Origin of the sequence: Mesorhizobium sp. B2-8-1 (genome assembly GCF_006440955.1) — a bacterium.
Classification (GTDB): Bacteria; Pseudomonadota; Alphaproteobacteria; order Rhizobiales; family Rhizobiaceae; genus Mesorhizobium.
Window position 1 is genome coordinate 637779 of the sequence record NZ_VFTX01000003.1, and the last position, 13691, is coordinate 651469.

General features: G+C 63.4%; 15 protein-coding genes. 4 read left to right on the forward strand and 11 right to left on the reverse strand.

Features of this window, described 5'->3' with window-relative positions; all coding sequences use genetic code 11:
- Nucleotides 1–82: 82 nt before the first annotated feature.
- Together FJ428_RS11580 and FJ428_RS11585 are read left to right on the forward strand one after the other, a co-directional pair.
- Entirely contained in the window at nucleotides 83–766 is a 684-nt protein-coding gene (locus FJ428_RS11580; protein ID WP_091576052.1) for a response regulator transcription factor, read from the forward strand.
- A gap of 121 nt (nucleotides 767–887) precedes the next feature.
- A complete protein-coding gene (locus tag FJ428_RS11585) occupies nucleotides 888–1343 on the forward strand; it encodes a cyclic nucleotide-binding domain-containing protein (RefSeq protein WP_140879466.1) in 456 nt (151 codons plus the stop codon).
- 122 nt (nucleotides 1344–1465) lie between these two features.
- Here the strand turns inward: FJ428_RS11585 and FJ428_RS11595 are convergent, their stop codons facing one another.
- From FJ428_RS11595 to tesB, 7 genes are all read right to left on the reverse strand, one after another.
- Complete coding sequence (locus FJ428_RS11595) at nucleotides 1466–2272, reverse strand: exodeoxyribonuclease III (protein ID WP_140492674.1); 807 nt, start codon at nucleotides 2270–2272, stop codon at nucleotides 1466–1468.
- Between the two features lie 129 nt (nucleotides 2273–2401).
- Nucleotides 2402–3082 (reverse strand): outer membrane lipoprotein carrier protein LolA, encoded by a 681-nt coding sequence (locus FJ428_RS11600; protein WP_140513951.1) that lies wholly within the window; start codon nucleotides 3080–3082, stop codon nucleotides 2402–2404.
- Nucleotides 3083–3216: 134 nt separating this feature from the next.
- The gene (locus tag FJ428_RS11605; RefSeq protein WP_140559260.1) at nucleotides 3217–5883 is read right to left on the reverse strand and encodes a DNA translocase FtsK; all 2667 of its coding nucleotides are present in this window, start codon (nucleotides 5881–5883) and stop codon (nucleotides 3217–3219) included.
- A gap of 213 nt (nucleotides 5884–6096) precedes the next feature.
- Nucleotides 6097–6372: a hypothetical protein gene (locus tag FJ428_RS11610; RefSeq protein ID WP_140513949.1), complete on the reverse strand. Its 276-nt coding sequence runs from the start codon at nucleotides 6370–6372 to the stop codon at nucleotides 6097–6099.
- Nucleotides 6373–6676: 304 nt separating this feature from the next.
- On the reverse strand, nucleotides 6677–8029 hold the full coding sequence (locus FJ428_RS11615; RefSeq protein WP_140492683.1) for an ammonium transporter: 1353 nt from the start codon (nucleotides 8027–8029) through the stop codon (nucleotides 6677–6679).
- A gap of 32 nt (nucleotides 8030–8061) precedes the next feature.
- Nucleotides 8062–8400, reverse strand: coding sequence for a P-II family nitrogen regulator (locus FJ428_RS11620; protein WP_013528889.1), 339 nt, complete (start codon nucleotides 8398–8400; stop codon nucleotides 8062–8064).
- A gap of 249 nt (nucleotides 8401–8649) precedes the next feature.
- Nucleotides 8650–9510, reverse strand: coding sequence for an acyl-CoA thioesterase II (gene tesB, locus FJ428_RS11625; RefSeq protein ID WP_140492686.1), 861 nt, complete (start codon nucleotides 9508–9510; stop codon nucleotides 8650–8652).
- Nucleotides 9511–9609: 99 nt separating this feature from the next.
- Between tesB and FJ428_RS11630 the strand changes: the two genes are divergently transcribed.
- The gene (locus FJ428_RS11630) at nucleotides 9610–10869 is read left to right on the forward strand and encodes a ubiquinone biosynthesis hydroxylase (RefSeq protein WP_140554838.1); all 1260 of its coding nucleotides are present in this window, start codon (nucleotides 9610–9612) and stop codon (nucleotides 10867–10869) included.
- 13 nt (nucleotides 10870–10882) lie between these two features.
- Here the strand turns inward: FJ428_RS11630 and FJ428_RS11635 are convergent, their stop codons facing one another.
- Together FJ428_RS11635 and FJ428_RS11640 are read right to left on the reverse strand one after the other, a co-directional pair.
- The gene (locus FJ428_RS11635) at nucleotides 10883–11239 is read right to left on the reverse strand and encodes a YciI family protein (RefSeq protein WP_140492691.1); all 357 of its coding nucleotides are present in this window, start codon (nucleotides 11237–11239) and stop codon (nucleotides 10883–10885) included.
- Complete coding sequence (locus tag FJ428_RS11640; RefSeq protein ID WP_140554839.1) at nucleotides 11236–11463, reverse strand: hypothetical protein; 228 nt, start codon at nucleotides 11461–11463, stop codon at nucleotides 11236–11238. Before FJ428_RS11640 ends, FJ428_RS11635 begins: the two co-directional genes overlap by 4 nt.
- A gap of 214 nt (nucleotides 11464–11677) precedes the next feature.
- On the opposite strand from FJ428_RS11640, the gene FJ428_RS11645 reads away from it, so the two are divergent.
- Complete coding sequence (locus FJ428_RS11645; RefSeq protein ID WP_140492697.1) at nucleotides 11678–12103, forward strand: OsmC family protein; 426 nt, start codon at nucleotides 11678–11680, stop codon at nucleotides 12101–12103.
- A 48-nt stretch (nucleotides 12104–12151) separates the two neighbouring features.
- Here FJ428_RS11645 and FJ428_RS11650 read toward each other — a convergent pair whose 3' ends face one another.
- Nucleotides 12152–12778: a DUF480 domain-containing protein gene (locus FJ428_RS11650; protein WP_140559263.1), complete on the reverse strand. Its 627-nt coding sequence runs from the start codon at nucleotides 12776–12778 to the stop codon at nucleotides 12152–12154.
- Between the two features lie 105 nt (nucleotides 12779–12883).
- Complete coding sequence (locus tag FJ428_RS11655) at nucleotides 12884–13663, reverse strand: succinate dehydrogenase iron-sulfur subunit (protein ID WP_140518103.1); 780 nt, start codon at nucleotides 13661–13663, stop codon at nucleotides 12884–12886.
- Nucleotides 13664–13691: the final 28 nt, after the last annotated feature.

Genomic DNA, 13691 nt, shown 5'->3' on the forward strand with positions numbered 1-13691 from the left:
TGATCGGCTGTTGTGCCGGTCAGCTTCCGCATAAACAGGCAGCGGTCAACTGAATTTTCTTTTCAAAACAACGGATTGATCCATGACTTCACGAACCATCCTGATCGTCGACGACGATGACGACCTGCGCGGCACGTTGGTCGAGCAATTGTCCCTTTATGAGGAATTCGACGTGCTGCAGGAGTCCACTGCGGCAAAAGGCGTCGCCGCGGCGCGTGGCGGCCTCATCGACCTGCTGATCATGGATGTCGGCCTGCCCGACATGGACGGCCGCGAAGCGGTGAAGATCCTGCGCAAGGGCGGCTACAAGGCGCCCATCATCATGCTGACCGGCCACGACACCGATTCGGACACGATCCTCGGCCTCGAAGCCGGCGCCAACGACTACGTGACGAAGCCGTTCCGCTTCGCGGTGCTGTTGGCGCGCATCCGCGCGCAGCTGCGCCAGCACGAGCAAAGCGAGGACGCCACCTTCTCGGTCGGCCCCTACACCTTCAAGCCAAGCCAGAAGCTGCTGATCGACCCGCGCGGCGCAAAGGTGCGGCTGACGGAGAAGGAGGCCTCGATCATCAAATATCTCTACCGCGCCGACCAGAAGGTGGTGACGCGCGACGTGCTGCTCGAGGAGGTGTGGGGCTACAATTCCGGCGTTACCACGCACACGCTGGAAACCCATGTGTATCGCCTGCGCCAGAAGATTGAGCGCGATCCTTCCAATGCGGAAATTCTTGTGACAGAAAGCGGTGGCTACAAGCTGGTTCCTTAAACATTTTATTATCCAATAAGCGGTCTGGGCGGGGCTGCTTTTGGGTGCGATCCTGTTGGAGCGGGATTCTGGATCGCACCGCAGAGGAGGGATTGGACTGACCGTTCGGGGACACAGCTAGATGGCGCTGGATGACGACATCCGCATCCTGTCAGCCGTGAGGCTTTTCGAGGGCTTCACGCAGGAACAATTGCGCCTGCTCGCCTTCGGCGCCGAGACCATGCTGCTGCAGGCAGACCACAAGCTCTATCGCGAGGACGATATGGCTGATTCGGCCTATATCGTGGTCAGCGGAGAGATCGTGCTCTACCGCGAGCAGACAGGCGGACGCATCCCTATCGGCACGGCCGGCCCCGGCACCATGCTGAGCGAACTGGCGCTGATCGCCGACACCAACCGGCTGACCAGCGCATCGGCCGCGGTCGATTCGGAGGTGATCCGGCTCAGCCGAAAGATGTTCCGCCGCATCCTGGAGGAATATCCGGATTTGGCGGCACAGCTCCACCAGCGCATCCTGGAAGACCTTCAGGCAATGATCCACCGCATCGAGAAGCTGGCGCCGCGCTTTTCCGAGTGAACGGGAGAGACAGGTGGAGTTCCGGCTGGTTCGCGCCACCGAAAATGACCTGCCCTTCATCATGGCGACCGAGCGGCTTGACGCAATTGTCGCCGGAGTGGGAAAAGCGCCGGCCCGGCTGATCAGTCCAGGTTGAACCGCGCGATGACCGGAACATGGTCCGAGGGGCGTTCCCAGCCACGCGCCGCCCGCAGGATTTCGTAGCCGGTGAAATCAGGCACCAGGTTCGGTGACGACCAGACATGGTCAAGCCGCCGGCCGCGGTTGGATGCCTCCCAGTCCTGCGCGCGGTAGCTCCACCAGGTGTAGAGCTTCTGTTCTGATGGCACGTTGAGCCGCATCAGGTCGACCCAGTCGCCGGCCAGCCGCATGGCCTCGAAACTCTCCGTCTCGACCGGCGTATGGCTGACCACGTTGAGCAGTTGCTTATGCGACCAGACATCGTGTTCGAGCGGCGCGATGTTGAGGTCGCCGACCAGGACCGAGGCGGACACTTCGCTGTGTTCGGCGCGGATTGCGTTCATCTCGGCGACGAAATCGAGCTTGTGCCTGAATTTGCGGTTGACTTCCGGGTCCGGTTCGTCACCGCCCGCCGGAACGTAGAAATTGTGCAGCAGGATCGTCTTGCCGCCGGCCCGCACGGTCACCGACAAATGCCGGCTGTCGTCGATGTCGCAGAAGCGGCGCTTCTCGACCACCGCGATCGGCCGGCGCGCGACCGTCGCCACGCCGTGATAGCCCTTCTGACCGTGAAAGGCGATGTGCCCGTAGCCGAGCCTGCGGAAGGCCTTTTCGGGGAACAGCTCGTCGGGAACTTTTGTTTCCTGCAGGCAAAGCACATCGGGTGCGTATTCATCGAGCAGGCGCTCGATGATCGGCATGCGCAGGCGAACGGAATTTATGTTCCAGGTGGCGATGGAAAAGGGCATTTGGCGGGTCCGGCGAAAGATCGCCGAACTACTGCCAGCCCCGCGCCATAAAGACAAGCATTGCAGCAGTTGCTGAGGTCGGCGCCGCGCCGCCGAAACTGCACGAAGGCTTCGCCAGCGCGAGGAAAGCTATCTGGTTTTCGTATTCAGCTCGCGATTGGCCGTATAGTCGATGGCAAACGTGTCGGGAGCGAAGCTGACGCCTTCCTTGGTGTTGAAGATCATCACCGTGGTGTCCTTGCCCTGCGCATCGGTGATCGTCCATTGGCGCAGATCATAGGTCTTCGGATCGAACATCATGGTGATACGCGCATTGCCGAACACCGACTTGTCCGAGAGCTGGATGGTGGTGAGATCGTCCTCTTCCTTGACGCTCTTGACGCGGTTCCCGGAGAGGTCGATCCGGTCGTCGAGCAACAGTTTCAGCGGCGTCTTCGACAAGGGATAGAGATCGGACGTGTTCAGTTTCTTGTTGAGGATGACCACCGACTTGCCGTCCGAAATCACCCGGAAATTCGAGGATCCGTCATAATTGAAGCGGATCTTGCCCGGTCTTTCCAGGAAGAACTTGCCGCCGGTCTGTTCGCCCTTGGGGCCGAACTGCACGAATTCGCCGCTCATCGACTTAACCGAGGAAAAATGATCGGCGATCTTCTGCGCGGCCGCCGGCACGGCCGCCTGCGCGGATGCCAGCAGCTCGAATCCGGGCACCACGTTGAGGGCGGCAGCGCCCGCGAGCACCAGGCCGAGGCCAAGCAGCTGACGGCGCGTCGGGGCAAGATCGCCGAGCGCGGAAAGATCGTTTTTCATGTCGGTCACTCTCATCTTGAATCCTGATTTGTTGTTGTCCTGAACCCCCAGTTGGGCTGAAGTTTGACGGCGAACACTGCTTGACCGCTTGAACGCGCCAGAAGGTTCAAAGTTGCCGCCGGTATTTGTCGCGATCAGAATTTGTCCTCTTCGGTCGGCACCAGGATCTCGCGTTTTCCGGCATGGTTGGCGGGGCCGACAATGCCTTCTTTTTCCATCTTCTCGATGATCGAAGCGGCGCGGTTGTAGCCGATGCCCAGACGCCGCTGGATGTAGCTGGTCGAGGCCTTGCCGTCGCGCAACACCACGGACACCGCCTGGTCGTAAGGATCATCGGAATCCTCGAAATTGCCGCCGCCGCCGCCCGAACTGCCCTTGCCGGAGGGCTCGTCCTCGTCCTCATCATCGTCCTCGGTGATGGCGTCGAGATATTCCGGCACGCCCTGCAGCTTCAGATGCGCGACGATCTTCTCGACCTCGTCGTCGGAGACGAACGGGCCGTGCACGCGCTGGATGCGGCCGCCGCCGGCCATGTAGAGCATGTCGCCCATGCCGAGCAGCTGCTCGGCGCCTTGCTCGCCCAAGATGGTGCGGCTGTCAATCTTCGACGTCACCTGGAAGGAGATGCGGGTGGGGAAGTTGGCCTTGATGGTACCGGTGATCACGTCGACAGACGGACGTTGCGTCGCCATGATGACATGGATGCCGGCGGCGCGCGCCATCTGCGCCAGGCGCTGGACGGCACCCTCGATGTCCTTGCCGGCAACCATCATCAGATCGGCCATTTCGTCGATGATGACGACGATGTAGGGCATCGGCTCGAGGTCGAGATTCTCGGTCTCGTAGATCGCCTCGCCGGTCTGGCGGTCGAAGCCGGTCTGCACCGTGCGCGAGATCTTTTCGCCCTTCTTCTCCGCCTGTTGGACGCGTGCGTTGAAACCGTCGATATTGCGCACGCCGACCTTCGACATCTTGCGGTAGCGGTCTTCCATCTCCCGCACGGTCCATTTCAGCGCAACCACCGCCTTCTTCGGGTCGGTGACGACAGGCGTCAAAAGGTGCGGGATGCCGTCATAGACCGAGAGCTCCAGCATCTTGGGATCGATCATGATCAGCCGGCATTCCTGCGGCGTCAGCCGGTAGAGCAGCGACAGGATCATGGTGTTGATGGCGACCGACTTGCCCGAGCCGGTGGTGCCGGCGACCAAGACGTGCGGCATCTTGGCGATATCGACGATGACCGCCTCGCCGTTGATGGTCTTGCCCAGCGCCAGCGCCAGCTTGGCCTTGGTGGTCTCGAAATCGCGGCTGGCCATGATTTCCCTGAGATACACCGTCTCGCGCTTGGCGTTCGGCAATTCGATGCCGATGGCGTTGCGGCCCGGCACCACGGCGACGCGGCAGGCGATGGCGCTCATCGAGCGGGCGATGTCGTCGGAGAGGCCGATGACGCGCGATGATTTGATGCCTGGCGCAGGCTCCAGCTCATAGAGCGTGACGACGGGGCCGGGGCGGACATGGATGATCTCGCCCTTGACGCCGAAATCCTCCAGCACGCCTTCGAGCAGGCGGGCGTTCTGTTCCAGCGCGTCTTTCGAGAGGCTCGGGTCGCGCGCGACGTTCTTCGGTTCGGACAGGAAATGCAGCGACGGCATCTCGAATTTTTCCGAGCCGATCAACGAGGTCTGCGCCTCGCGCTGGACGCGCGCACCCGGAGCCGGGCGCGGCGCCGGCGCTTCAACGCGCGTGGCGGCATCCGAGCGGAACGGCTGGACTTTGGCGGTGGAAGCCGCGCGACGCTGGACGAGGGGTTCATCGTCGAAATCGACATCGTCATCGCCGGTGTCGAAGCGATCGTCGAAGACGTCATCGTCCGGATCGACGGAAACGCTGCGGTCGTTGACCATGGCGGCGAAGAATTCCGGTTCGACGCGGGCACGGCCATCCGGGCTCATCCGCTGCTCGGCGAACTCGGCCGATTCGACTCGTTCGGCGGCACGCCGCCAGGCGCTGGCGCGCGGCTCCATTCCCGGCTCGAATTCGTCCCGCCGCTGCCTGCGGCGCACGGCGCGGCGGTGCATCCACGCGCGGAACGAAAGCCACCAATGGGTCATTGCGCCGAGCGCCAGTATGCCTTCGTCGCCTTCATCCTCGTCATTGTCGAACAGCAGCTCATCCTCACGCGGATCGGCGGCGGCCGGTTCCTCCATGACGGCGAAACCGTTCTTGCGTGCGATCAGCGCCGAACCGTAGGCGAATAGCCATAGCGCCGGACCGGCCATCAGAATGGCGAGCACGCTGGCCACCAGCCCGGTCGGATAGCCACCGATGACAACGCCCGGAATCTTCAGTACCATGTCGCCGAACACGCCGCCGAGCCCGGTCGGCAGCGGCCAGGTCTTGGGCGGCACCACGCAACCGGCGATCGCGGCGGCCAGCAGGGCAAAGCCGAACCAGAACAGACCGCGCCTGGGCAGCCTGTCGACGCCACGCGCCGAAAACAGCAGATATCCCCAGATCACGGCCGGAACCAGCGCCGCCACGGCGGCAAGGCCGAAGAACTGCATGGCGATGTCGGAGAAGACAGCACCCGCATAGCCCATGGCATTGGTGACGGTGTTGGCTGTGGCGTGCGAGAAGCTCGGGTCGGCGACATTCCAGGTGGCCAGGCTGGCGACGCCGAAAGCGGTGAACGCGAACATGCCGGCGCCGACAAGCCGGCCGACCTGGCGTCGCGCGAATGCCTGGATGCCGTGCCCCGTATCGGTCAGCGCGAGCGGTGCTGAAGCCCCTGAACGCATGCTCTTCCCCGTCAGTGATTGCCTGGCCCGAGCGCGTGACGCACTTCGGCAGATTTGGCTGCCAGACTATGCGTGGGAAGGTTAAGGCCGCATTAACCATGGCAAGGGCCCCAGCCGCCTGCCGCAAATAACAATGGCGAGCCTCACGGCCCGCCATTTCTGCATCGGCAACGGCAGGGTGACCAGGCTCGGTGGGCCTGATCCGCCGCGGTCTCAGTTGGCTCCGCCGAGCGCCTGGACGTTGGCGCAGAACTCGGCATGCGGCTTGCTCATCGCCGCGTCCTGGCATTCCTTCTTCATCGCATCCTGCTTTTCCATTGGCATGGCCATGAAAGCGGTCTTGAATTCCGCCATCGGCTTCATGGTTTTCATGCTGGAATCGGTGAAGAACGGGGCCATATTGTCGGGTTCGTCGAGAGCCCCGGCAAATGCCATGCCGCTGACCATGGAAAGAGCGAGCGCGCCGAGACAGATATTCTTGACGTTCATTGGATAGTTTCCTTCCCTATTGTTTGCAACGACCGCCGAACAGTGGTCGTGCCCGGGAGTTCGATGCCAAGACGTCCGATGTTTCCTCGAAAATCTCAATCACGCGAACGTGATTGCGCTCGTTCAATCAAACGGGCTCCAAAAAAGAGGCCCGGAGCGATCCGGGCCTCAAGGCGTGAGCACCTTGCGGAGCGTCACGACGGGATTTCAAGTTCCAGAAGACGTGCAGCGGTTTTCCGTACGCGATTACAGAAAGAGATGGGACCGGCGGGAGGAGGTCCGCCGGTCCCATGGCAAAGAGGCCTTACGGCACCACTTCGCCGTGCTGGCTGATGTCGAGACCCTCGACCTCTTCCTGGGTCGATGGACGCAGGCCGACGAGCGCCTTGACGATGTAGAGGATGACGAAGGTGGCGATTGCCGTCCACAGGATGGTGAAGACGATGCCGTAGAGCTGCTTGCCGATCGACGCGCCCGAGGACAGGCTGTTGATTGCCGGGTCGGCGAGCACGCCGGTCAGCAATGCGCCGACCACGCCGCCGACGCCATGGACACCGAAGGCATCGAGCGAGTCGTCATAGCCGAACATGTGCTTTACCTTGACCGCCGAGATGTAGCAGACGACGCCGGCGACGATGCCGACGATGAAGGCGCCCGTCGGGTTGACGAAGCCGGAAGCCGGCGTCACCGCGACAAGGCCGGCGACGGCGCCGGAGATGATGCCGAGCACCGAGGGCTTCTTGGCGACGATCCATTCGGCGAACATCCAGGCCAGCGCCGCTGCCGCGGTGGCAACCTGGGTGTTGAGCATCGCGGCACCGGCGAGGCCGTCGGCGGCGAGTTCCGAACCGGCGTTGAAGCCGAACCAGCCGACCCACAGCAGCGAAGCGCCGATCACGGAATAGACCAGGTTATGCGGCGCCATGTTGGTGGTGCCGTAGCCTTCGCGCTTGCCCAGGACCAGGGCGCAGACGAGACCCGCGACACCGGCATTGATATGGACGACCGTGCCGCCGGCGAAGTCGAGCACGCCGGCAGCGCCGAGGAAGCCGCCGCCCCAGACCCAATGCGCGATCGGCGCATAGACGACCAGCAGCCACAGCGCCATGAAGATCAGCAGGGCCGAGAACTTCATGCGCTCGGCAAAGGCGCCGGCGATCAGGGCCGGGGTGATGATGGCGAAGGTCATCTGGAACATCGAAAAGACGAATTCAGGAATGTTAGCCACGCCCGGCGCCCACAGCGTCGAGGTGGTGATGCCGTGATGGAAGAACTTCGAGAAGCCCCCGAGATAGGCATTCATGCCGCCGCCGTCGGAAAAGGCCAGCGAATAGCCGAACATGAACCACAGCACCGTCACCAGGCAGGTGATGGCGAAGCTCTGCATGACGGTGGCAAGCACGTTCTTCTTGCGCACCATGCCGCCGTAGAACAGTGCCAGGCCGGGGATGGTCATCATCAGCACCAGCGCCGTCGAAGTCAGCATCCAGGCGGTGTTGCCGGTGTCGAGCACCGGGGTGGGAGCGGCCGGGGCGGCGGCAGCCGCGGCCGGAGCCGCTTCCTGCGCGAGGGCGGCGACGCTGCCCAACGCTGCGAGAGCGAGCGAGCCAAAAAGGGCGGCGCGTCCCGTCTTCTTCAAGGTGGAAGGAATATTCATTGAACTCTCCATTGGAATACGTGTTCGCCGCTTCAGAGCGCGTCGGTGTCTGTTTCGCCGGTGCGGATGCGCACCGCCTGGTCGATGCCGAAAACGAAGATCTTGCCGTCGCCGATCTGACCGGTCTTGGCGGCTGCGGTGATGGCCTCCACGGCCTTGTCGACCATGTCGGCGCTGACCGCGACCTCGATCTTGATCTTCGGCAGGAAACTGACCGCGTATTCCGCCCCGCGATAGATTTCCGTGTGCCCCTTCTGACGCCCGTAGCCTTTGACTTCGGTGACGGTCAGGCCCTGGATGCCGACGGCGGTAAGCGCTTCGCGTACCTCGTCGAGCTTGAACGGCTTGATGATTGCCATCACGATTTTCATAAGGTTTCACCCTTTTGCTGTTGCGGTCCCCCGCGTTTGCACACCTTCACCGATCCCGAGGAGCCGGAGAGTGCCGACGAGGATTCAAGCTCCGTGCCAATTGCCGAAGCAGCGTGTTAACTGGTTGTAAACAAAGGAATTGACGCACCGGCGATCGCACCGTACCGATGAGCGCGGCACAGCTTCTGCTCAATAATTAAGCAGTTTTCAGAAAACGCCTATTTGGCGGGCTTTGGTCGAAAGGACTGCTCAACGCTTGAGCCGGATCAAGCCTTCCTGGGCCATCGAGGCGATCAGCGTGCCGTCGCGGGCATAAAGCGTGCCGCGGCTGAATCCGCGCGATCCCGAGCTCGAGGGGCTGTCCTGCGCGTAGAGCAGCCAGCCGTCGAGCGAATGCGGGCGGTGGAACCACATCGAATGGTCGAGGCTGGCCGCCTGGATGTCGGGATCGAACAGCCCGCGCCCATGCGCGAAGGTCGAGGTGTCGAGCAGCGTCATGTCGGAGAGATAGGCGAGCAACACCGATTGCAGCGCGCGGTCGTCTGGGACGGGACCGGCGAGGCGGATCCAGACATTCTGCCGGGGCGGCAGCTTGTCACGGCTTTCATAGTGCTGGAGATTGACCGGCCTGAGCTCCAGCGGTCGCTCGCGCGCCCAGAAGCGTCGCACCGCTTCCGGCACCCGGTCGGCCTTTTCGAGCAGTTGGCGTTGCGTCTTCAGCTCTTCCGGCGGCGGCACGTCGTCAGGCAAAGCGAACTGGTGCTCCAGCCCCTTCTCATCGACCTGGAACGAGGCTTCCAGCGAGAAGATCGCCTGCCCGTGCTGGATCGCCAGTACCCGGCGGGTGGTGAAGGAGCCGCCGTCGCGGATGCGGTCGACCTCGTAGATGATCGGCACCTTGATGTCGCCCGGCCGCATGAAATAGCCGTGCAGCGAATGCACGTAGCGGTCGGGCTCGACGGTCCGCTGCGCCGCCACCAGCGCCTGGGCGATGGTCTGGCCGCCGAAGACGCGCTGCCACTCCACCTGGGGGCTGCGACCACGATACAGATTGTGTTCCAGCCTCTCGAGGTCGAGAATGCGCAGAAGCTCGTCCATGGCCGCCGTCATGTGTCGTGACCTCGCCTCAAGATTTCCTCGGCGGGTTTCCGACAGGAAGGACGGGCCGTCAAGGGCGGATGGCAGGCTGGCTTGCAAGGAGCGAAGACCATGGAAGGCAAGGCAGAGGCGAAAACCAGGTCCGGGCTCGATGTTCTGGTCGCCGGCGCCGGCTATGTCGGCCTGGCTGCCGCCGTGTCGCTGAAACAGGCGCAACCGGAGCTTGCCGTGGCCCTGGTCGATGCCGCACCCGCCGGCTCCTGGCAAAGGGACGGGCGCGCCTCGGCCATTGCGGCGGCCGCCTGCCGCATGCTCGAGCGGCTCGGCGTCTGGGCCGAGATCGCGCCGGAAGCGCAGGCAATCACCGAGATGATCATCACCGATTCGCGTGCCGCCGATCCTGTGCGCCCGGTCTTCCTCACTTTCGACGGCGAGGTGGCGCCGGGCGAGCCCTTCGCACATATGGTGGCCAACCGGGTGCTGAACGGCGCCTTGCGCCGCAGCGCCGAAAAGCTCGGCGTCGACATCATCGAAGGCGTTGCCGTGCAAGGGTTCGAAACCAATGGTGCAGGCATCACCGTGCATTTGGCCGACGGCGCGACGCTGAAGGCGAGGCTGCTGGTCGCCGCTGATGGCGTCAATTCGAAGCTGCGTGACATGGCCGGCATCAAGACGGTGAAGTGGGAATACGGCCAGTCCGGCATCGTCTGCACCGTGGCACATGAACGGCCCCACAACGGCCGTGCCGAAGAGCATTTCCTGCCCGCCGGCCCCTTCGCCACGCTGCCGCTGAAGCCGGGCGAGGACGGCTCCAACCGCTCGTCGATCGTCTGGGTCGAGCGGTCGGAAGATGCTCAGACGCTGGTCGCCGGCGACGACCTCCTCTTCGAGCATGAGCTGGAACAGCGTTTCGGCCTCAAGCTTGGCGAGATCCGCGTCGCCGATAAGCCGCGCGCCTGGCCGCTGGGTCTTACCATCGCGCGCGCCTTCGTCGCGCCGCGCGTGGCGCTTGCCGGCGATGCCGCCCACGGCATCCACCCGATCGCCGGCCAGGGCCTCAATCTCGGCTTCAAGGATGTCGCCGCCCTGGCCGAGGTGATCGTCGAGGCCGACCGGCTGGGCCAGGATATCGGCGCGCTCGACGTGCTCGAGCGCTACCAGCAATGGCGTCGTTTCGACACGGTGCAGATGGGCGTCACGACAGATGTGCTGAACCGGCTGTTTTCCAACGATATCGGCCCGCTGCGCGCGGTGCGCGACATCGGCCTCGGCCTGGTCGAGCGCATGCCACGGCTGAAGGAATTCTTCATCCGCCAGGCGTCGGGGCTTTCAGCCGGCACGCCGCGCCTTTTGAAGGGCGAGGCGATCTGACCCGCCGCGCCGCTTATGACCCGGGCACGTCATAGATCGCCCGGACCTCGATCGTGCCGAGTTCGGCCAGCGGAATGCCGCCGGCGATGTCCAGTGCCTCCTGGAGGTCCTTCGCCTCGATCATGACGAAGCCGAGCAACTGCTCCTTGGTTTCGGCGAACGGGCCGTCGGTGACCAGCCGCTTGCCCTTGCGACGGCGCACGGTTTTCGAGGTCTTCACCGATTGCAGCGCCTGCGCGACGATGAGCTTGCCTTGTTGGTCCAAGGACCGGTCATAGGCCAGCGAATCGGCGTCGAGCTTGGCCGATCCTTCCGGGGTGAGCGCGTAGAGGTCTTTCTCCTCACCATAGACCAGGCAGACATATTTCATTTCGCGCTCCCTTGCTGCGATGAATCATAGGATGCGGTGACGAGCGTGTCAGCCTTGCCTTCGACCGCTGCCGCATGGTCGAGAAGGCATGCCGCGACCGCGATGATGGCGACAGCCGCCAGCAGCCTGCGGACACCGGACGGCGGTGGCTCCAGCCAGAAGTCTTGCCGTCGTTGAGCCTTGCGGCCCGGGGTCTTCCATATTGCGAAAAACAGATTGTCCATGTGAACCTCCATCCGGCCACAATCCCGTGGTCGCCCGCAGGACGGCCGGGCCGAATGGAAGCCGACATTTTTGCACGCAGTTTTTTTTTCGAAAGGAATGAACCGTCATCACGTTGTGGTCCAAACAGCGCAGTGGTCTTCGCGCATGCCCGCGTTATAGTTGGCCGGACGCTGGGCTCACCTGGACAAGTTCACGACAACCAAGGAGGAATTCATGGACCGCACCGCAACCGCCGTCTGGAAGGGCAATCTGAAGGACGGCAAAGGCACGCTCGACAGCCAGAGCGGGACCCTGAACGGCACGCCCTATTCGTTCAAGGCACGCTTCGAGGACGAGAGCGGCAAATCCGGCACCAATCCGGAAGAGCTGATCGCGGCCGCGCACGCCGGCTGCTACGCCATGCAGCTGTCGCATTTCCTGGCCGAGAACGGCACCCCGGCAGCCGAGCTCGACGCCAAGGCCGTGGTGACGCTGGTTCCCGGCACCGGCATCACGGGCAGCGCGATCACCCTTGTCGGCAAGGTGCCCGGCATCGACGCCGCGAAGTTCAAGGAATTGGCCGAGAAGGCCAAGGCCGAATGCCCTGTTTCCAAAGCGCTGGGCGCCATCAACGTATCGCTCGACGCCAGGCTCGGCTGAGACCACGGCATCCCGGCGCGCATGGTCGCGCCGGACACGCCCGACCGCTCAGGCGCCCAGCGCGTCGAGCCGGGCGCGAAGGGCTGCGACTTCCTGCTCCAGCGCCTCCACTCTCGCTTCGAGGTCGGAAGCGGGCACGGCCGATGCAGTGCGCTGCGCCGACAGGGCGGCAACGTCAACCGGCCCGGCGAGGAGATGCACATAGCGGTCCTCGCGTTGGCCTGGACCGCGCGGGATTTCCTGAACGAGCGGCGGTCGACGGCCGATCAGCATATCGAGTTCACCGCGCAAATCCTCGATCGATGAAAACCTTGCCATGCGCTCGCTGCGTGCCAACAATTCATGCGCCGTCTGCGGCCCGCGCAGCAAAAGCAGACCGACCAAGGCGGTCTGAGGCGTGGTCAGCGAGAAGCGCTGCGCCATCTGGTGCTCGTAGCGCTCGACGCGGGAGCCGAACATCTGCCGCACCAGCCCCTTCTGCTCGAGCAGCTTCAGCGCCCGGTGCACCTCTGTCTGCTCCAGCGCCATGACGGGCTCGCGCGCCGTCTTCTGGTTGGCGGCGGCAAGCGCTGCGTTGAGGGTCAACGGATAGACGTCCGGCGTCAGCTCCTTCTTCTCGATGAGGCAGCCGAGCACACGCGCTTCGGGAGGAGACAGGATGGGGAGGTCCGTCATTGGATTGCAATCCTTTTTGAAGCTGGCAAGACAGCGCCCCTTTTGTCCTGCCGGAGAAAGGGGGCGCGAAGGATCGCTGCGTTCAAGATTGCCGCGAGCGAGCGCCTAAACCCTTCTCTCCACCATCATCTTCTTGATTTCCGCGATCGCCTTGGCCGGATTCAAGCCCTTGGGGCAGGTCTGCGCGCAGTTCATGATGGTGTGGCAGCGATAGAGCCGGAAGGGGTCCTCGAGATTGTCGAGCCGCTCGCCCGTGGCCTCGTCGCGGCTGTCGATCAGCCAGCGATACGCCTGCAGCAGGGTTGCCGGGCCGAGATAACGGTCGCCGTTCCACCAATAGCTCGGGCAAGAGGTCGAGCAACAGGCGCATAATATGCATTCGTAGAGCCCGTCGAGCTTCTCGCGCTCCTCATGGCTCTGCAGCCATTCCTTGGCCGGCTGCGGCGAGACCGTCTTCAGCCACGGTTCGATCGAGGCGTGCTGGGCGTAGAAATTGGTGAGATCGGGCACCAGGTCCTTGATGACGGGCATATGCGGCAGCGGGTAGATCTTGACAGCACCCGATATGTCGTCGCAGCCCTTGGTGCAGGCGAGCGTGTTGGAGCCGTCGATATTCATGGCGCAGGAGCCGCAGATGCCTTCCCGGCAGGAGCGGCGCAAGGTCAGCGTCGGGTCGATCTTGTTCTTGATCCAGAGCAGCGCATCCAGCACCATCGGCCCGCAATCGTCCATGTCGACGAAATAGGTGTCCATGCGCGGGTTCTCGTCATCATCCGGCGACCAGCGGTAGATGCGGTATTCCCTGAGATTGGTCGCGCCTTCCGGCTTCGGCCAGGTCTTGCCCTGCTGGATCTTCGAGTTCTTGGGGAGCGTGAGTTCGACCATTACCTCAGGTCCTTTCGGATGACGCGGC